We start from the raw sequence: 18921 nt of genomic DNA, 5'->3' as shown, positions 1-18921 counted from the left end.
CTACCAGGTGAGTCCTTCGTACGTAATACCGTCACGCCGCTCCACGATGCGGCGGCCGTCCACCACGACGGGTTCGGCCATCGCGTCGAACTCTTCGTCCAGCGCGGCGAACTCGTCCCAGTCGGTGACGACGACCGCGCCACTCGCTCCGTCCAGCGCGTCCCGGGCACTGTCGGCGTACTCGACGTCCGGGCGCTTCTCTGCCATCTTCTCAGTCGCGACAGGGTCGTAGGCGACCACGTTCGCGCCGCGCTCCTGCAGACCGTCGATGACCGGAATCGCCCGCGTGCCGCGTATGTCGTCGGTCCCCGGCTTGAACGCGAGACCGAGCACGGCGACTCGCTTGTCGGTCACGTCGACGTGGTCGTCGAGAAGCTCGAGCAGTCGTTCGGGCTGGCCGTCGTTCACCTCGACAGCGGCTTCTAGGACTGCCGGGTCGTACCCCTCCTGTTTCGCGGCGGCGATGATAGCAGCGACATCCTTGGGAAAACAGCTCCCACCCCAGCCGACACCGGAACGGAGGAACCGGCCGCTGATGCGGTCGTCGTGCGCGATGGCGTGGGAAACCTCGTAAGCGTCGACGTCGAACTCCTTGCAGATGTTCCCGAGGTCGTTGACGAGGCTGACCTTCGAGGCGAGGAACGCGTTGTTCGCGTACTTGATCATCTCCGCTTCCCGCAGGCCGGTTTCCACGACGGCCGCGTCCGGAGCCTCCGCGAGCAGTGGTTCGTACACCTCTCGGAGTTCGTCGTAGGTTGAGTCGTCGCGCGCGCCGAAGACGGCCTTGTCCGGGTCGAGGAAGTCGGCGACGGCCGACCCCATCCGCAGGAACTCGGGATTCATCGCCATCGTCGCGTTCTCGAACCCGCCGCGTTCGAGCGCCGGTTCCACGACGTTCTCGGTCGTTCCGGGAACGACCGTGCTCTTCACGACGACGAGGTGGTCGTCGCGGCCAGCGAGTGCCTCGCCGAGGGACTCCGCACCGGCCTCCATGATGGACGTGTCGATGCTGCCGTCCTCGCGGGACGGCGTCGGGAGCGCGAGGAACGTGGCGTCGGTATCCAGCACCGCGTCGTAGTCCGTGGTCGCACGCAGTCGGTCGCCGGCGTGCTCGGCGATGCGCTCTTCGAGACCGGGTTCGTGAATCGGCGCGCGGCCGTCGTTGATCGCTTCGACGATGTCCTCGTCGATGTCGACGTTCACCACGTCGTGCCCGAGGTCCGCGAAACACGCCGCGATGGTCGTGCCGACGTACCCGCTGCCGACGATGCTGAGTTTCACGAGAGCTCCACCTTAGCGACCCGTACGAGCGACCCCTACAAATGTCGTTCGTCACACCCAGGGCCAGAAGCCGAGGACGCCCGAGCGTTCAGGCAGACCCGACGAACGACGCGTCCGCGGACGTCTTCCCGCGGTTGAACGACAGGACCCGTGCACGAATCACGTCGCCTTCCGAGACTCTGCCGGGGACGTCCTCGGCGAACACCACGAACCCCTCGACCTTCCCGACGGCGACGCGCTTCCCCGAGTGGTGGTCGGCGAACTCCGTGACACCGAACTCGTAGGTCTCGCCCAGTTCCACCGGCGGGGCGCGTTCCTGCGCCGACTCGTGGGCGTGCTTCGACTTGCGGCGGCCGGCCGACCGGCGCCGCCACAGCACGACGAGGGCGAGCAACAGGACTGCCGCCCCGACAGCCACCGCGATTAGCTCGACCTGCTCCAGACCGACCTGCTCGATACCGACCACGTCCATACCCACTCCCAGACAGCGAGGAACATAACACCCACTGGTAGGCTGCCGGCTGTGTCACTCCGGAACGAACGTGAGGTAGTGGCCGTCGGGGTCCCTGACGCGAACACCCGGTTCGACGTCCTCAACGCGGCACGCACGGTCGGCGACCGCACTCGCGGCGGACTGCGGATTGATAGCGAGAAACGTGAGGTCCGCGTGGACGCCGCCGCGTGCGTCCGCGATGCCGCGCTGTGGCTCCCACAGTTCGAGGTCCACGGGGCCGGTGAGTCGGACGCGCCGCCGCTCGTCGCCGCGGTCGACGACCTCGAAACCGAGGTTGCGGTAGAGCGCCTCCGAGCGGTCGAGGTCCTCGACCTCGAGGACGACCTCGAAGACGCCCGTGAGCGCCGTTTCGCCGCCCTTGCCGCCGGTTCCAATCTCCACGCAGTGGCCGTCCGGGTCGTCGAAGTACAGCGAGCGCGCGGTGCCGAAGTCGAACTCCGCGAGGTCGAAGTCGTCGTCGAGGCGGTCGTACCACTCGTCGTAGCGGTCCGGCGGCGTCGAGAACGCGTAGTGGAGGTGGACGCCACCCCGGGGGACCGTCGAGGGTTCGCGCAGGACGAGGGTCGTATCCCCGACCTCGTAGTGGGCCTCGTGGTCGCCCCGGGTGCCGTCGAGACGGAGGTGGGTCTCGTAGAACGACGCCGCGCGGTCGACGAAGAGCACCTCGAGCGCGAGTTCGTCGAGCGCCGTGAGCATACCCGTCGTTCGTTCGCGTTCACCATAGTCCTACCTCGTTTTATGGGCGTACCGGCCGTACCGGGAGGTATGGCTCTCAAAGGAAGCGGACGCGCAACCGACCTCGAGGTCGTCGACCGCTTCGACGGCGGCGTCGGGTGGGTCGCCTACCCCGAGGAGGCGATGCGTCGGTCGAGTCACGCGCTGACTGTTGATGGCGACGTCTGGCTGGTCGACCCCGTGGACGCCGAGGGAATCGACGACCTGCTCGCCGACCTGGGCGAGGTGCGCGGCGTGGTCGTGCTGATGGATCGCCACTCGCGGGACGCAGCGACGTTCGCCCGCCGCTACGACGTCCCCGTTTACGTGCCGCCGTTCGTCAACGTCGACGTCGACGCACCGACTGAACAGCTCGTCGGGAGGCTCCCCGACTCGGAGTTCCAGGTCGTCCAGACCGTCGACTGGCCGGGCTGGAACGAGGCGGCGCTGTACGACGGCGAGACGCTCGTCGTCGCCGACCTCGTCGGCACTGCCGACTACTTCCTCGCGGGTCCCGAGCGGGTCGGCGTCCACCCGATGCTGCGCGTCATGCCGCCGCGCGTGCTCCGGGAGTTCAGTCCGGAGCGAATCCTCGCGGGTCACGGCGACGGCGTCATGGAGAACGGCACGGCTGCGTTGCGCACGGCCGTGGACGGCGCGCGCCGCCGCGCGCCCGAGGTGTGGCTGCGCGGCCTGCGGTCGATGTTCTAGTCGCGGAGCTCCTCGAGGCGGCGGCTCTGCTCGCGGTGGAGCGTCACCACGAGGTCCGACAGCAGCCCGAACATCAGCAACTGGAGGCCGAACAGGACGCTGACGCCGCCGACGATGGTGAGCGCCTCGTGGGAGATGCCGTTGACGAACCAGTCGTAGGCGACGTACGTTGCGATGGCGGCGCCGATAGCGCCGAAAACTGTGCCGATGCTGCCGAAGTAGAACAGCGGGTTCGACGTCTTCGCGAGGCTGTACAGCGTGACGATGATGCGTCCGCCGTCCGCCACGGGGTGGAGGTTCGTCTCCGACCCCTCGGGGCGCGCCTTGTACGTCGTGGGCACGACTGCGACGGGGATATCGTGGCGCGCGCACTCGACGGCCATCTCCGTCTCGATGCCGAACCCCTCCGCGGAGAGGAACATCTGCTCGAAGGAGTCCCGCGTGAACGCGCGGTAGCCCGAGAGGATGTCGCCGTAATCCTCCCCGTGGATGCGGCCGAACGCGGCGTTGATGATGTGGTTACCGACCTGGTTGAATCTGCTCATCGCGCCAGGTTGCATGTCCGCGGTCCGGTCGCCGATGACGTGGTCTGCGTCGCCGGCGACGAGCGGGTCGAGGAGGCGTGGCGCCTGCTCGGGCGGGTTCGTCCCGTCGCCGTCGAGCAGGATGACGTACTCTTGCTCGATGTGCTCAACGCCCTCGCGGACGGCTTGGCCTTTGCCGGCACCTGACTGTTCTATGACGCGGGCGCCGTGGTCCTCGGCAATCTCCGTGGTGTCGTCCGTCGAGTGGCCGTCGACGACGAGAACGTGCTCGATGCCGACGTCGTGGAGGCCGTCGACGACGTCGCCGATGGTCCTGGCTTCGTTCCGGGTAGGAACGAGGGCGCACACGTCCTCGTAGTCGGTCATTGACCTGAGTTCGGTAGGGGGGCGAAAAACGCTTTGCGTTTTCGAGTAACCGCCGCCAGCTTAATCGTCCCCTCCGACGTATCATCCACACGGAAATGTCGGAATATGTGCCTATCGGGCCGGGAGGTACCTACGGCCGCTTCCATTCGAGGGACGTCGGAGTGGGTTCCGATACCGACTGCGATGCGGGATCCGCAGACCCACAGCTTGCCGAATCCACGCGGCCAGGCGAGAACGGCATCTGGAGGCTGATTCGCTCGTGAAAGTGGTCGTCGTCGCAGCCGGCGAGGGAACCCGGATGCGGCCGCTGACAGCGAAGCGCCCAAAACCACTGCTTCCAGTCGCCGGGCGTCCAATCGTCGAACACGCCATGGACGCCTGCGCGGATCTCGTCGACGGCTACGTGCTGGTTGTCGGCTACCGCGGCGACCAGGTCCGCGACCGAATCGGCGACGAGTACGCTGGTCACCCCGTGACGTACACGAAACAGGGCGAACAGCTCGGCACCGCCCACGCCATCGGGCAGGCGGCCGACCACGTCGACGAGCGGTTCCTCGCGCTGAACGGGGATGTACTGCTCACCGAGAATCTGGTGACGGGGCTCGCAGAGACGCCAGCGAACGCGATGGCGGTCAAGCGCGTCGAGAACCCGTCCTCGTTCGGTGTGGTTAACGTTGGGGACGGGCGCGTCACGGGCATCGTCGAGAAGCCCGCGGACCCGCCGACTAATCTCGCCAACCTCGGTGTCTACGCCTTCGAACCCGAGATATTCGACTACATCGAGGCGACGGAACTGAGCGAGCGCGGCGAGTACGAGATCACCGACTCGCTCGGGGCGCTGGTCGCAGACGGCGAACGCGTGGACGCCGTCGAGTACGACGGTCGGTGGCTCGACGTCGGCCGGCCGTGGGACCTCCTTGAGGCGAACGAGACGCTGCTCGCGGACCTTGAGGACGACCGTCGTGGAACTATCGAGGACGGCGCAACAATCCACGGACCAGTCGTCGTCGAGGATGGTGCGCGAGTTCGAGCCGGTGCGTACGTCGAAGGACCCGTACTCATTCAGTCTGGTGCGGATGTCGGGCCGAACGCGTACGTGAGGGGGTCGACCGTGATTGGACCGGACGTCCGCGTCGGAAACGCTGTCGAGGTGAAGAACTCGATTCTGATGGCGGACACCGCCGTCGGCCACCTCTCGTACGTAGGCGACTCTGTGCTCGGTGAGAACGTGAACTTGGGGGCAGGAACGAAAGTCGCGAACCTCCGCCACGACGACGAGAACGTCGAGATGCGGGTGAAGAGCGAAGCCGTCGACACCGGCCGGCGGAAACTTGGAGTCGTCGTCGGGGACGGGACGAAGACTGGGATCAACACTAGCATCAACGCCGGCGTGAAGTTAGGTGAGGAGACGAGGACGGGGCTCGGAGAGGCGGTGACCCGGGATACTGACACGGGCCTTTGAGCAAGTGTTCTACCGTGTGGTTCGGACTTCTCCCAGTTTGAAGAACCGAGCTGAGTCCAGCCGACGCCTCCGTGCCGGTAGGGCGGAGAGGTTTTATCCCGAGGTGTTCAACCCCACCGTATGAACCTGCTCGTGGTGGCTGCCGTCGCACTCGCGTCGGTGACGGCCCTCCCATATCTCGGATATCTCCTGCTCTACGTCTGGGTGCGACCGGCGGGCTCGCCAGCGGAGAAGGAGCCAGCGGAGCCGACGGTGAGCATCGTCCTGCCGACGTACAACGAGGAGAAGATAGTGGAGACGAAACTCGACGACCTGCTCGACCTCGACTACCCGATGGAGAAAGTGGAGTTGGTCGTGGTGGACTCTTCGACGGACGACACCCGCAAACTCATCCGGGAGTACTTTGCGGAGCGGTCGGCGCCCGAGTTAGTCCTGCTGGAGGAGGACGAGCGCCGCGGACTGGCGCCGGCACTTAACGACGCTTACGAGGCAGCGGAAAACGAGATGGTCGTGAAGACCGACTGTGACTCGAAACTCCCGTCGGACGTCCTCCGGGAGGCCGCAGCGAATCTCGCGGACGACGAGGTAGCCGCAGTAACAGGTCGGAACGTCGAGGTCCTCGGCGGGAGCGAAGTGGAGTCCGGCTACCGCGGCGTTCAGAATTATATCCAGCAACTGGAGTCGCATCTGGATTCGACGCTGATCTTCCACGGCCCATTCTCCGCGTTCGAAAACGACGCCCTGCTGCCAATCGATCCGAACTCTCTGGCCGACGACACGGAGTTGGCGCTAAAGATTCGACGTCAGGGCGGACGGGTAATTTTCGACCCTGCTGTGAAGTACATGGAAGCCAGTTTCTCGGACTTCGTGAAGCGCCGCAAGCAGAAGGACAGACGTGGGATGGGGTTGATTCGGTTGCTGGTGCAACACCGAGACGCACTCGGGCGGTACGGGAACTACGGTCGCGTGGTGCTGCCGTTCAACTGGTGGTTCATGCTAGTGTCGCCGTGGTTACTGGCTGTGACGTTGGTTGTCGGATCTGCTGCAACCGTGTCGCAGTTTGGCTTCGGTGGCCTGTTGTTGCCTGTTGCCGTTGGGACGTTCGCGTACTTCGGACAGAAGGATTTACTCGGGCCGCTTCAGGCGTTCTACTCCATCTTCGACACGCAAGTTTCGTTGCTTCGGGCGAGCGTCGAGTTGCTGGTTGGTGATTCGGACGGGACTTGGGACGTTGACGCGGAACTGCGGGAGGCGTTCGAATGAGAATTGTGCTAGTCACCCATCGGTATCCACCACACACAGGTGGCGTTGAGACGCACGTCCAAGAGATCGCGAAGCGCCTGGTTGACCGCGGACACAACGTTATTGTGTTCAGTGCCGACGCCGATGAAGACATCCCAGTCGAGAGTTCGGATGAGGGAGTTCGGGTTCGACGGTTCAGGTCGCTCAGTCCGGGAGGGGCGTTCTACGTCGCGCCGCAGATGGTATTTGCAGTTCGTCGTGCCGACGCCGACGTCGTCCACGCCCACAACTACCACGCGTTCCCGTTATTCTTTGCGGCGCTTGGTGTCACCGACGAACGGTTCGTCGTAACAACCCACTACCATGGAGAGAGTGCAAGCGGACTCCGGGATAGACTCTTGTCGCTGTATCGCCCACTCGGTCGGTGGGCTGTGCAGAAGGCCGACGAGGTTATTGCAGTTAGCGAGTGGGAGCGAGAGCGGCTGTACGATGACTTTGGTATCGACGCGACCGTGATTCCGAATGGCGTTGACGTCGAGCGGTTTGCGGAGGCAGAACCCGAGGAGCGAGAGCGCCCTTATCTGCTCTGTGTTGGTCGGCTGGAGGAGTACAAAGGCGTCCAGCATGTGATTCGAGCGCTGACGGAGCTCCCTGGGTACGAGCTGTTGATTGCCGGAAGTGGCCCGTATCGTGGGGAACTGGAGCGAGTTGCTCGGGAGACGGACGTTGAGAATCGCGTGAAGTTCTTAGGGCACGTTGACGACGAACAGCTATTAGGACTTTACGCTGGTGCTGATGTGTACGTTACGCTCTCGTCGTTCGAGTCTTTCGGGATGACTGTCGCGGAGGCACTCACCGCCGGAACGCCGTGCGTCGTCAGGAAGTGCGCGGCGCTGCGGGATTGGACGAGTGAGGCGAGCGTCGAGGGGGTCGCGAATGTCACGCCGTCGGCCGTCGCCGCCGCCGTCTCGGCGTCGAGTAGTAGAGACTCGAGCCTAGATGCGGTGGAGACGTGGCCAACCGTCGCCGAACGAATTTTCGAACGGTACGCCACGGCGAGACGAAGCCTTTAAATCTGCTGTTTGGGGAGTTGAAGTCGATGTATTGTGGCGAGTCCGTGGTCGTCGGGATGCCGGCGTACAACGAATCGGCGAACATCGCGACTGCGGTGACGTCGTTCTTGAATCAGGAGTGGGTCGATGACGTCGTGGTCGTTGACAACAACTCCACCGACGGGACTGCTAAACTCGCGGAGGAAGCCGGCGCGGTCGTTATCAGAGAACCCAATCAAGGCTATGGGTACGCCTGCCGGCGCGCCCTCGCGGAAGCGAACGAGCAGGGCGACCTACTCGTCCTCGTCGAACCGGACGGGACGTTCGCCGCCCGGGACATCGAGAAACTGCTCGCTTACTCCAACGACTTCGACTTCGTCGTCGGGACCCGCACGGCCCGGGAGCTCATTTGGGAGGGCGCAAACATGGACCCATTCCTCCGGTGGGGGAACTGGTTTGTCGGAAAGATTCTTGAAGTACTACATAACACGTCGTCGCTGACGGACGTAGGCTGCACGTTCCGGCTTATTTCGTCGGACGCCTACGAGGACATTCGTGACGAGTTGACGGTTGGTGGTTCGCACTTCTCCCCCGAAATGCTAGTCCGCGTCGCGAGTAGTGACACGTCGATGATCGAGATTCCAGTCAACTACCGGCCGCGGGAGGGTACGTCGAAGATTACCGGGGAGTTCTTGCCCGCTTTCAAACTCGGGCTTGTGATGATCGTGTTCATTGTGAAAGAATGGGTGAACCGCAAGTAGATGCGTTCTACCATCCTGCAACTGGTCCTCGTTGCTGTCCTGAATGCCGCGGGCCAGCTGTCGTTGAAGATCGGCTCCGACGCGTTGAGCTCGCTCGGTGACCTCTTTACTAACCCGCTCGGCTTACTCGGCCACCCGTACTTCCTCGTCGGCGGCGTGCTGTACGCGTCGAGCTTCACGCTCTACGTGAACGCGCTCTCCCGCACCCGGCTCTCGCTGGCCTACCCGTTTATGGGGCTGACGTACGTACTTGTCGTCGTCCTGAGCGTGACTGTGCTCGGCGAGTCGGTCGGTCCGCGAACCATCTTCGGGACGCTGCTGGTGTTCGTGGGCATCACCCTCATTGGTCTCGGGGGGAGCGCGTGAATGTCCGTGAGACTCCTGCCGTCCCGGCGTGAAGTCGCGACGTCGGTGGTGGCCGTCGCCGCGTTCGTGCTCGCCGCCATCCCTTCCCTCTCAGACAACTACATCATCGATGAGACTGTGTTCGTCCGAGGGATGCGGGCGGTTGCGGTCCGCGGTGTCCCGTTCTACTACAAGAGCGAGCAGGCCGGCTGGCAGTATGGCCTCTGGCACCCGCCGACATACATCTACTACGTAGGCGGATGGATTGATACCCTGGGAGCCGACGTGGTCGTCACACGCGGCGCGACGATGCTACTCGCCGCGCTCGTCGTGCCGGTCGTCGTCGTCCTACACCGGGCCGTACACCGGTTGGACGGGGTGCCCGGGTCTCCGAGGCTGCTCGGACTTGCAGCACTGCTCTTCGTCGCGTCGCCGATTGCCGTGCAGGACGCGACGCTCATTGACATCGACGGGTCACTACTCACGCTCGCCACGATAACGTTCCTGCTGTGGACGATCTGGGCGACGGAAATCAAGGAATGGTCGACGGGCCAACTCGCCGCTGGGCTACTGCTCTGGTTCGCCGCGATATCGTGGGTTAAGTTCGGGCCGCTCCCCGTACTGCTCGTCTGCGTCGGCGGTTATCTCGTCGTCCGTCGTGGGCCTCGGCTGGCGCCGGTTACACTGGGCGCAGCGGTTGGCGGTTTCGCGCTCTTCTCGGTGACGTGGTACGCAGTGTCGTCGGCGCTCGAACTGTCGTTCCTCTCGCCGTACGCCCACAACTTCGGTATGCTCTTTGAGGCGTCCGACGCCGACGCCGCGTCCACGGCGAAGCGCGTGATGCTGTCCGCGTGGACGCTGTACACGGAACTGCTCTGGGTATCGCCGTTCCTCGTCGCGCTCGCCGTGCTCGCGCTGGTGCCGTCACCGGTTCGCCGGACGTTTCCGTCGGCCAACCGCATCGTCGCCGGCGTCCGCGAGCGCTCGGCGTCCGCGCTCCTGCTCTCTGTGGCGTTGGCAACGATACTCCAGTACGCGGTCCTCGCGAAGATGCCGTACGGGTTCCCGAAGTACGTCGGGCCAGCGGTGCCACTGCTTGCGGTACTCGGTGCGCTGGCGGTGTCGAATCGTGTCCACGAGGCGTGCGTCAACCGCCGACTCTTCGTCGGCGCGGTGGGTGCCGTCGCCGTCGGGTCCGCCGTCCTCGTCGGTGACCCCTTCCTCGCGCCGTTCGAGGCGGGCTTCCACTCGGTGACCGTCGACACGGCGAGGACGGTGGGCGCGTATGCCCTCTTGTTCATCGGCGTTCTCTTCGCGGTTCACGTCTTGCGACGCCGCGCACCCGACCGCGTATCCGTCGACGGCCGAACGGCGGCGACAATCGCGCTCATCGTCGTCGTCATCGGGACTAATGGCGCGACGCTCGCGATCCAGTCATCGGCCGACTACAGTACGCACTACTACTACGGCCAAGAGGGTATGGAAGAGACTCTCAAAGTCGTGCAAGAGAAGTACAAATCCCTGCCGGAGGACGCCAGGAAGCGTGCCGTATTCCCGACGGACATCGGGTACTACGTTGACGGGCCATACCACGACAAGGACCGCTATACAGTCGCCGACTTCCAGCGCGACAAGCCACCGTTGGTCGTGCTCCGCAACGAGCAGTACTATCGCATCGACTCGCCACTCCTGTCGGTACTGCAGGGGGACGAGAACTACACAGGGGAATCGTACGGTTCGTTTACGGTGTTCGTTCGCACTCCCGTCAACGAGTCCGGTTAGTCGTGTTTCGGCTCCGCGACCAGCAGTGACTGGCCCGCGAACGGCGAGATCGGAAGCGCCAAGTAGAGTCTAACGAGCGGGCGGAACGCAGGGACCCGTCCCTCGGCCGAGAACGGCAGAAATCGAACGACTGTTTCCTTCACTTCGAACCCGGAGACAGCAAGGAGGTCAGCGGCGGACCGGTGGGTGAGAATCGTCCGGTGAGTGAAGTCGTCGAAGTACTTACCTGGCGCAAGCGCGAAGTTCGGCGTTATCACGAACAACGTGCCGTCCTTACCGAGCACGCGCCGAAACTCCGTCAATGCGCGCCGAATCTCTTCAACTTCAAGGTGTTCGAGAACGTTGCTCGCCATCACGACGTCGGCGGTATCGTCGGCGAGCGGCAGGTCCGTGGCGTTTCCGAGACACGTATCAATGGGCTCGTCAACCCGAGACAGAGGGTATGCGCTGACGTCCACCGCGAGTTTCCGACGCGCGGAAACCGCCGAAAGGAAGTAGCCGTACCCAGCGCCAACGTCAACGACGGTACCGTCGATACCGTATTCCTGATCGAGATAACTCCCAATTTCAGCCCAGATACGATGTTTCGAACGGTCGTACGGAAACCGGGAGCGGAAGTAGTCCGCCTCGGTATAGATGTCACCGACCATTACTCCCCATGGGGATTTTTCGTATTTGAACACGTCGGTACCGGGATGAAACCGGTATTTGCAAGTAAGGCTAAGGGAAGACCAGTATCATGACCGTCCGGAATCGCCTTCCCCACCTCCGAGAAAGGGGGCCTCTTACGTACTACTGTACACTCCTGACACTTGTCTCACTAGTTGCGTTCCCAGTTGTCGAGTTATCGCTCCAGATTTTCGGCGTCGTTCCCGGGTTCACGTTCTACGACTTTATACAGGCGTTCTACACCGCCGGCGAGCGCGCGGTCGGCTCGCAGCCGTTGTACGCACGCGTCCACAATCCGTACGTCTATCCGCCAGTGGTCGTCTCCGTGTTCGTCCCGTTTACCGTTTTACCGCCGCATCTGGCAGGCACACTTTGGGTCGCCTTCTCGCTAGTCCTCATGTTTGGCGGCGTCACATTCCTGCTGCGCTCGCTGGATGTCTCGCTCACGCGGTCGGAGCGCGTACTCGTATTCCTAGCGCTATTCGGCTTCTTCCCGACCATTCTCTGGGTGAAGTCTGGGCAGGTCTCCGGATTGCTCGCCGGCGCGTTCTGCGTCGCCGCGGGGTTCACTGAGCGCGCTCGCGTCGGCGACGAGGTTCCCGCGGTCCTCTCTGGCGGGATTACCGCGGTGACGTCGCTCGTGAAGCCAATGTACGCGCCGGCGAACGCGCACCTCCTCCGCGACTGGCGGCGCCTCCTCGGTGGCATCGGCGGAGTCGTGTTCCTCTACGGAACGAGCGTTCTCGTATTCGGAGTCGACACCTTCCAGTCCTATGTCGACGTCCTCCTCATCGGCAAAGGATGGGGGCAGGAGACCGTCGACGGCGGTGTTTCGAGTGGCATCACGGAATGGGGGCCGTACTTCTTCCGACCGTTCTACGTCTTAGGCGACGCTGCACTGTACGCGCACTTCCTCGTTGCCGGAGTCGTCGCCACAGGCGCGCTTGTTAGTGCGACCCGACGGAGCGAACAACTCGACCGGCACGTCCTCTGTCTCGGGTTCCTGACGGTCCCGCTCGCGACCCCGATCCCCGATCTGTACGCCGTCTACATGATTCTTCCCGCGCTCATCGTCGTTCTCGTCGACGAATTCCGCCGGCCGGATGGTGTGCCAGTGCTGCCGGTGCTAGCAGTGTTCTCGTTGCACGTCCACTCCTACGTGCTGGGGTTCTTCGCAGGCTTCGGCGTTGAAATCTTCCCACAGCTCGCCGCGCTGCGGCCGATACTCTCATTACTCCAGCTCGGCATCTGGGGTTTGTTCGCGCTCTTTGGCTTACAGGTGTACCGTGCCTACGAGGCGTGGACAGCGTCGGCCAGTGGACGCTATACTTAAGTCGACAACGGGACGATGATTGGACCACACACCCACCCATCCGAGGGGCGTGACACTATGTCAGACGACGAATACCGAGACTCCGACGACGATGACACTCCTGGACCCGCCCCCTTGACAGGCGAGGCACACGCCGACCTCGATGTAGAGGAAACGCTTTCGTCGGCGTCCGTCGTCGTCGCGAGCAACCGGGTGCGCAACTACACCGCCGAGAGCACGCCCGAGTGGCTGGAGACCGTTGTCCGGACCGACCCGGGTCGAAACGTCGCGCGCAACCGGGGCGTCGACGAGGCGAGTGGCGAGTGGATAATCGTCGCTGACGACGACATCACGTTCCCCACGACGATGACCGCGATGCTGGTCGAGGGTATGTCCGAACACCACGTCGTCGGTCTCGAAGACTTCTGGCCGATGGACTGGCTGCTGACCAGGTACATGGTGTTCCACCGCTCGGTGTGGGAAGCAGTTGGCGGATTCGACGAGGACAGAGAGCACGGAGGGGACACAGACTTCTGCATCCGCTGTGAAAAAGCAGGTGCGCGTGTCTGCAAGCTACCTCGTGACGTCGTCCCCCACCACGACGTCGACACGACGTTGACTCGCAGCGGGCACCTGGAGTGGCTGTACTATCTCACGCGCCACCATCCCGTGACCATGGCGCCGAAACTCCTCCAGTTCGCCTTCCAGAAAGCGGGGCTGACTCGAGGGCAGTATGGCTGACGAAGGCCTTGATGTCGTGCACGTCACGGCGGGTATCGTTCCCATCCACGGGGAGTTCGGCGGCGGCGTCGAGCGCCACGTTCGCTCAGTGACGACCGAACTAGCGTCCCGAGGGCACGACGTCACTGTCGTGGACCGTCAGTACGGTCCCGACGACCCAGACGCGCTGGACGGTGTGACACTTCGCCGTGTATCCGCCCGGCGCGTCTCCACGGGTCTGCTGGACGGGTGGGCCGACCACCTCATCAACGAGGCACTCTACGCGGCACGATTGGGACAGGCTGCCCGTGTGGTCACGGACGCCGACGTGGTCCACGCCCACAACGCCTATGCGGGGCTGCGAGCGATGCGGCTGGCTCGCCGGGCCGACGCAGCGTTCGCTTATACCTGCCACAATGGAATGTGGTGCGCGGACGACGTGAACGTGTACGAGCGACACGTTGCGCGCCGCGTGGAGGGACACCTCCTCCGCAGCGCGGACCTTCCAATCGCCGTCAGCCAGGCGGTAGCCAACGGGGTGCAAGAACACGCAGACGCCAGTCCGAAAGTCATTCCGAACGGCGTTGATGTCGACTTGTACAGGCCAGACGTCTCGACGAGCGATGTCACCGAGAGCTACAACCTCGGCGACCGGTCGACTGTCCTGTTCGTCGGTCGGCTCGTTGAAGCGAAGGGCGTGGACGTGTTGCTCCGGGCGGCGAGGCGAGTGATCGAGGTAGCAGACGAGACTCCGCGGTTCGTCTTCGTCGGTCCGAACAAGCACATGTTCGGCGGGTCGGGCGGCGATGCGTACGAGCGCCGGATCGATTCGCTCCTCGACGAGCAAGCGCTCCGGGAGCACGTCGTTTTCGTGGGACAAGTGCCGGACGACGAGCTGCGAGCGCTGTACGCTGCAGCGGACGTGTTCGTGCTGCCGTCGCGATTCGAGGCACAAGGGATGGTACTCACCGAAGCGCTCGCCAGCGGGTCGCCCGTCGTCGGCACGGATGTCGGTGGCATCCCAGAAGTAGTGACTGCCGACGTCGGCAGCGTTGTCCCCCCGGCTGACAGGGAAGCGCTCGCTGACGCTATCGTCGAAATCCTGGCAGCCAATATCCCGCGGATTGTCCCGCGCGACTACGCAATCGAGCACTACAGCTGGGAGCGAATCGTAGACGAAATAGAAGCCGAGTACTGGAGCGTGACGTAAATGCACGTGGCCTTCGTCGGTGGGCGCGCGCCAGTGACGCCGGAGCGTCGAGGCGCCATCGAGAAACTCACCGTCGAGTACGCTGTCGCGCTCGTCGAACGTGGCCATTCTGCGACAATCTTCACCGTGGGAGAGGCCCCTCCTGAGTCGTACGTCGCCGACGGCGTCTCGTTCGAGGTGATCACCGAACCGATAGCGAAACCGCCGTCTCACGTACTGCCACCGATACGGTTTGGCCGCACGCTCGAAGACGCCGTGCGCCGCGTCCACCGTCGCGACCCGATAGACGTCGTACACGCTCAGTTTTACCCTCACTTGCTCGGGTTCTCGGCGCCCGAGTCGACCCGCGTCGTGGTCACGGAGCACAATGCGCACCCGTGGCGCCGGGAACAGCAATTCATCGAAAACCTCTCGGCGCTGCACGCGGCCCGCTGGCAGGCAGACACCTGGATTCGTCGCGTCGAGGCGTGGAAGGTGTTCCGTGAAGCCGACCGCGTTTACAGCGTCAGTGACGCGCAGGGCGCGTGGATGGAGGCGGCAGTGCCGTCGGTCAGTTCGAAGCGCCGAACGATGTACAACTTCGTCAACACGGAGACGTACCGCCCGGACGCGCAACCAGAGGGGAGCGTCGACCTGCTGGACGGGCCGACGGTCCTGTACGCCGGTCGAAAGGTCCCCCACAAGGGTCTCCATCGAGCGGTCGAAGCACTCCCGAAAACCGAGACCTCCGTCTCGCTCGCGGTGCTCGGCCCCATCGGCTCGGGGTTCGACGACGAGGACGGCCTCCCCACTGACACCGAGTCGCTCGACCCGTACCTGCGGCGCGTGCTCAGGACGGCGCAAGACTTGGGGGTTGAGGACCGACTGAGGTTCGTCGGGTATGTGCCCGACGCCGACCTGCCAGCGTACTACGCAACCGCCGACGCTGTGGTGTTCCCGAGCGTACTCGAATCGTTCGGCATGGTGCCGGTAGAGGCGATGGCATGCGGGACGCCACCTGTCGTGCACGACGAACCGCCGATGACCGAGACAGTCGTTGACGGCGAAACCGGGCGGCGTGTACCGGTCTCCGCGGCAGGCGTCGCGGACGGAATTGAAGACGTGCTCGCCGCGGACATGAGTGCTGCCGCACGTGATCACGTAATCAAGCAGTTCAGCGCGGAGCCCATAGTCAGCCGGCAAATGGATTCATACCGGGATCTCCTCGACCGATGACCGAACCCTCCGAACTGAGCCTCGGCGGCGAGGCGGCGAAGGGAACAGTCGCGAAGTTCGGAATGGCAATCGTCGGATTCCTCGGCACGGTGGTATTCGCGCGGGCGCTCGGCCCGAACTCGTTCGGAGGTTACTACCTGTTGTTGACCGCGGTCCAGCTGACGATTCGTCCAGTCGGCGGCTGGGCAGAAGCCGGGAAGAAGCGGTTCTCCGAGACGGCGAGTGATGGGCGCTCAATTCTGGGGTCCGTCATAGCTGGGTACGTCCTCTGGACGGCCGTCGCTGCCGTCGGCGGATTACTGGCGGCCGACGTCATCGTTGAGTACACTGGCCTCAACGCCGGCCCCGTACTGTTCGTCGTGCTCGTCGCCACCATCGGACTCTTTGAGGCGTCCGAGCGACTCGTGGAAGCGACCGGTATGATGAGCGTGACAACTGCCATCGACGCCGTCCGGTCGTACGTGACGTTCGGCACGCAACTCCTGCTCGTCGTGGGAGCGGGCGCGGGCGTGGTCGGCCTCGCGCTCGGACTGGCGGCCGCGTCTCTGCTCGTGGTGCCGCTCCTCCTGTACGTCCTCGCTACTGCGCCTGTGCTCCCTTCGCGGGAAATCGTTGAGAGTCTCGGTTCGTTCGCCGTCTACAGCGTCCCCGCGGAACTATTCAACACGACGTTCGACAACATTGACCTGCTCCTAATCGGCGCGCTGCTCGCAGCTGACTACGCCGGCGACTACCAAGTTGCGTTCGCACTGGTCGTTCCCGCGACTTTCGTCTCGGAGGTCGCCGCTGGGGGGTTGATGTCCCGCGTGAGTAACCTCAGGAGCAAGCGGCGGGACGTCGTGATGGACGTCACAAACTCGCTGTCGTACACGAGCGTGCTCGCGCTCCCGCTGTTCGCGGGCGCACTCGCACTCAACGAGCCGCTGATTCGCGTGTTCTTCGGCACTGAATACCAGACTGCGCCTGCGCTACTCGTTGGTCTCGCGCTCGCGCGCATTATAATGACCCAGAACCGTCCACTCAGCCACGTCCTTCGCGGACTTGACGATCCGCGGGCGGACATGCGGGTATCGATTGTCGCACTCGGATTGAACGTCGTCCTCGGAGTCACACTGGGATACGCTTACGGTGTGTACGGTATTGTGGCCGCTACAATCGTCTCGGAGGCCGTCCGGTATGCGGCGCTCGCATTCGTCGTCAGGCGACAGTTGGGGAACATCGAACTGCTTCCACGCCCGCTGCTAGAACAGACCGTTGCTGCCGCAGGCATGCTGGCAATCGTCGTTGGGGTCCGTTCCCTTGTCACGATAAGGGGGTGGGTGTCGCTCGCTGTGGTCGTGTCTGTCGGAGTCACCGGATACTTCGTTTTGCTACTCGGCGTGAGCCGTCAGACGCGAGCGATGCTGCGGAGCGTCGCCGAGAGCCTCGGATACGCCAGCCCTCTCTCCGGCGGCCGCGACTGATTCGTTCGCCGCGTCCAGCCGGTACACGACCAGTCCCCTGCCGTCCAGGTAGTACTGGAACTTCCCCGGCGCGTCCACAAGAACCCCGAGACTGCTGACGAACGGCGGCCGGTAGACGGACGTCTCGTAGACGCGCTCGTAAGGGAGGTCGGGGGCGCGGTCAGTGCTGGTCGTCGGGTACATGAGATACACGGGAACGTCGAAATCGTTCTGAAGTTTCGACGCGAACTCAGGGGTAAATTTGGAGACGTAGTAGACGTTGACTTTCGACGCGTTGAACCCTTCACGCGCGTACCATTGAATCGGCGGACCGTACTCGTTGACTACGTAGACGGTCGCCTTGTCGGGTATCGACCCTGCTACGAATTCGCCGGCTTCCCCTGACACTGTCTCGCCACCTCCCACCGCGTAGTCGCCAGCGAGGCCAACGAGCACGCCGCTCGCAGAGAGCGTCAAAACAACTAGTAGCCCGGCCACGAGAGCGTTCGGCCGGTGCGTGACGAGCTTCCGTGCGCGGAGGAACCGTCCGGCCCGAGCGACGCCTCGCGCCGCGTACAGCGACAGCGGGACCAGCAGGCCGACCAGGTAGTACTGGTGGCCGTGCGGCGTCCGATAGAGTACAAAGGAGCCATATAGCAGAACCCAGAGGAGCAGCACCGCCTCACTGCCGGTCTCGCGAAGCCACCGCCCGCTCTCCGGACGCGACCCGACGGCGGCGAGCGCGAGCACGGGTGGCGTAACGCCCAGCGAGAGCCCGACGGTGGCGAGCAATTTCACGTTTGCGAACGGTGGCGTCCGTGTGAACAGCTCGTGCTGCCAATCGTGGACGAACGCCGCCGGTGAAGCGAGATAATTGAGCGCGAGCCACGCAAACAGCGGTAGGAGTGCGAGAGCGCTCACACCGATGATCACGCCTGTCTCTCGACCGAACAGTTGATGGCAGCGGCGGTCGACCACCAGCCAGCAGAGGACGACGCCCGCCAACAGCACGGTCGGCTGCTTTGTGGTGACGCCGAGCGCGAATAGGACTCCACCGGCGGCTAGCCACCGTGACGATTCTTCCTCGTACCCTCTCACGATTGCGTATAGGCTGCTTGTGAAGAACCACAACATCGCCACGTCCGTCTGTGCGCGCCCGCTGTAAAGCAGGAAGTATGGGAGCGTGCCGAGCAGGCAGGCCCCGCCTGCGGCGACCGTTTGGTCCCTGAACACTCGGTGGCCGAGGAAGTACGTCGCGAGGATCGTCCCGGCGCCGAAGAGCGTGCTCGGCGCGCGAGCCGCGACTGTCGACTCCCCGAAGATGGCGAAACTCAGCGAGACGATGTACGGGAATAGTGGCGGGACGTTGTAGATGTGCCGGTCGCCGTACTGCGGCTCCAGCGGGTGGTCGAGGAACCCGTGGGCTATCATCGCGTATTGGCCTTCATTCCACCCCTGATGCCACGGAAACGTCGACTGAGTGGCGAGCGCGAGCCGCACAACTGCGAACACGATGGCGAAGATGACGACGACCCGAGTCTGCGGGTTAAGCTGCTGCCAGTAGCGATTCACGCCCAT

General features: G+C 63.9%; 18 protein-coding genes. 12 read left to right on the top strand and 6 right to left on the bottom strand.

Annotated features, from left to right (window positions below; all coding sequences use genetic code 11):
* The 3 genes from HALDL1_11090 to HALDL1_11080 all read right to left on the bottom strand — a co-directional run bounded on the left by HALDL1_11090 (position 1) and on the right by HALDL1_11080 (position 2491).
* Positions 1–1281: a UDP-glucose 6-dehydrogenase gene (locus HALDL1_11090; GenBank protein ID AHG04083.1), complete on the bottom strand. Its 1281-nt coding sequence runs from the start codon at positions 1279–1281 to the stop codon at positions 1–3.
* 88 nt (positions 1282–1369) lie between these two features.
* Entirely contained in the window at positions 1370–1723 is a 354-nt protein-coding gene (locus tag HALDL1_11085; GenBank protein ID AHG04082.1) for a hypothetical protein, read from the bottom strand.
* Between the two features lie 84 nt (positions 1724–1807).
* A complete protein-coding gene (locus tag HALDL1_11080) occupies positions 1808–2491 on the bottom strand; it encodes a fosmidomycin resistance protein (GenBank protein ID AHG04081.1) in 684 nt (227 codons plus the stop codon).
* Positions 2492–2560: 69 nt separating this feature from the next.
* Here HALDL1_11080 and HALDL1_11075 point away from each other — a divergent pair, with 69 nt between their 5' ends.
* Complete coding sequence (locus tag HALDL1_11075) at positions 2561–3220, top strand: hypothetical protein (GenBank protein ID AHG04080.1); 660 nt, start codon at positions 2561–2563, stop codon at positions 3218–3220.
* On the opposite strand, the gene HALDL1_11070 is transcribed toward HALDL1_11075, so the two are convergent.
* Complete coding sequence (locus HALDL1_11070) at positions 3217–4131, bottom strand: glycosyl transferase (GenBank protein AHG04079.1); 915 nt, start codon at positions 4129–4131, stop codon at positions 3217–3219. The genes HALDL1_11075 and HALDL1_11070 overlap by 4 nt on opposite strands.
* 259 nt (positions 4132–4390) lie before the next feature.
* Between HALDL1_11070 and HALDL1_11065 the strand changes: the two genes are divergently transcribed.
* From HALDL1_11065 to HALDL1_11040, 6 genes are all read left to right on the top strand, one after another.
* On the top strand, positions 4391–5593 hold the full coding sequence (locus HALDL1_11065) for a glucose-1-phosphate thymidylyltransferase (protein ID AHG04078.1): 1203 nt from the start codon (positions 4391–4393) through the stop codon (positions 5591–5593).
* Positions 5594–5713: 120 nt separating this feature from the next.
* Complete coding sequence (locus HALDL1_11060) at positions 5714–6856, top strand: glycosyl transferase family 2 (GenBank protein ID AHG04077.1); 1143 nt, start codon at positions 5714–5716, stop codon at positions 6854–6856.
* Positions 6853–7908, top strand: a complete 1056-nt coding sequence (locus HALDL1_11055) for a glycosyl transferase (GenBank protein ID AHG04076.1) — start codon at positions 6853–6855, stop codon at positions 7906–7908. Before HALDL1_11060 ends, HALDL1_11055 begins: the two co-directional genes overlap by 4 nt.
* 26 nt (positions 7909–7934) lie before the next feature.
* Entirely contained in the window at positions 7935–8648 is a 714-nt protein-coding gene (locus HALDL1_11050; GenBank protein AHG04075.1) for a glycosyl transferase, read from the top strand.
* A complete protein-coding gene (locus tag HALDL1_11045) occupies positions 8649–9014 on the top strand; it encodes a hypothetical protein (protein ID AHG05302.1) in 366 nt (121 codons plus the stop codon). It begins immediately after the preceding gene.
* Positions 9015–10775 carry a hypothetical protein gene (locus tag HALDL1_11040; GenBank protein AHG05301.1) on the top strand — a complete coding sequence of 587 codons (1761 nt, stop codon included), beginning with the start codon at positions 9015–9017 and terminating at the stop codon, positions 10773–10775.
* Here HALDL1_11040 and HALDL1_11035 read toward each other — a convergent pair.
* Positions 10772–11425 (bottom strand): type 11 methyltransferase, encoded by a 654-nt coding sequence (locus HALDL1_11035; GenBank protein ID AHG04074.1) that lies wholly within the window; start codon positions 11423–11425, stop codon positions 10772–10774. The two genes, HALDL1_11040 and HALDL1_11035, sit on opposite strands and share 4 nt — an antisense overlap.
* An 89-nt stretch (positions 11426–11514) precedes the next feature.
* Between HALDL1_11035 and HALDL1_11030 the strand changes: the two genes are divergently transcribed.
* The 5 genes from HALDL1_11030 to HALDL1_11010 are packed head-to-tail and all read left to right on the top strand — an operon-like array spanning position 11515 to position 17364.
* Positions 11515–12777, top strand: a complete 1263-nt coding sequence (locus HALDL1_11030) for a hypothetical protein (protein AHG04073.1) — start codon at positions 11515–11517, stop codon at positions 12775–12777.
* A gap of 57 nt (positions 12778–12834) precedes the next feature.
* A complete protein-coding gene (locus HALDL1_11025) occupies positions 12835–13497 on the top strand; it encodes a glycosyl transferase (GenBank protein ID AHG04072.1) in 663 nt (220 codons plus the stop codon).
* On the top strand, positions 13490–14686 hold the full coding sequence (locus HALDL1_11020; GenBank protein ID AHG04071.1) for a glycosyl transferase: 1197 nt from the start codon (positions 13490–13492) through the stop codon (positions 14684–14686). Before HALDL1_11025 ends, HALDL1_11020 begins: the two co-directional genes overlap by 8 nt.
* The gene (locus tag HALDL1_11015) at positions 14687–15901 is read left to right on the top strand and encodes a glycosyl transferase (protein ID AHG04070.1); all 1215 of its coding nucleotides are present in this window, start codon (positions 14687–14689) and stop codon (positions 15899–15901) included. It abuts the gene before it with no gap.
* Positions 15898–17364, top strand: a complete 1467-nt coding sequence (locus tag HALDL1_11010; GenBank protein AHG04069.1) for a polysaccharide biosynthesis protein — start codon at positions 15898–15900, stop codon at positions 17362–17364. Before HALDL1_11015 ends, HALDL1_11010 begins: the two co-directional genes overlap by 4 nt.
* Here the strand turns inward: HALDL1_11010 and HALDL1_11005 are convergent.
* Positions 17272–18921, bottom strand: coding sequence for a hypothetical protein (locus HALDL1_11005; GenBank protein ID AHG05300.1), 1650 nt, complete (start codon positions 18919–18921; stop codon positions 17272–17274). The two genes, HALDL1_11010 and HALDL1_11005, sit on opposite strands and share 93 nt — an antisense overlap.

The sequence above is a fragment of the Halobacterium sp. DL1 genome (assembly GCA_000230955.3).
Taxonomy (GTDB): domain Archaea; phylum Halobacteriota; class Halobacteria; order Halobacteriales; family Halobacteriaceae; genus Halobacterium.
Note: the sequence above shows the minus strand (reverse complement) of the source record. Positions and strands in the feature narration are given on the sequence as shown.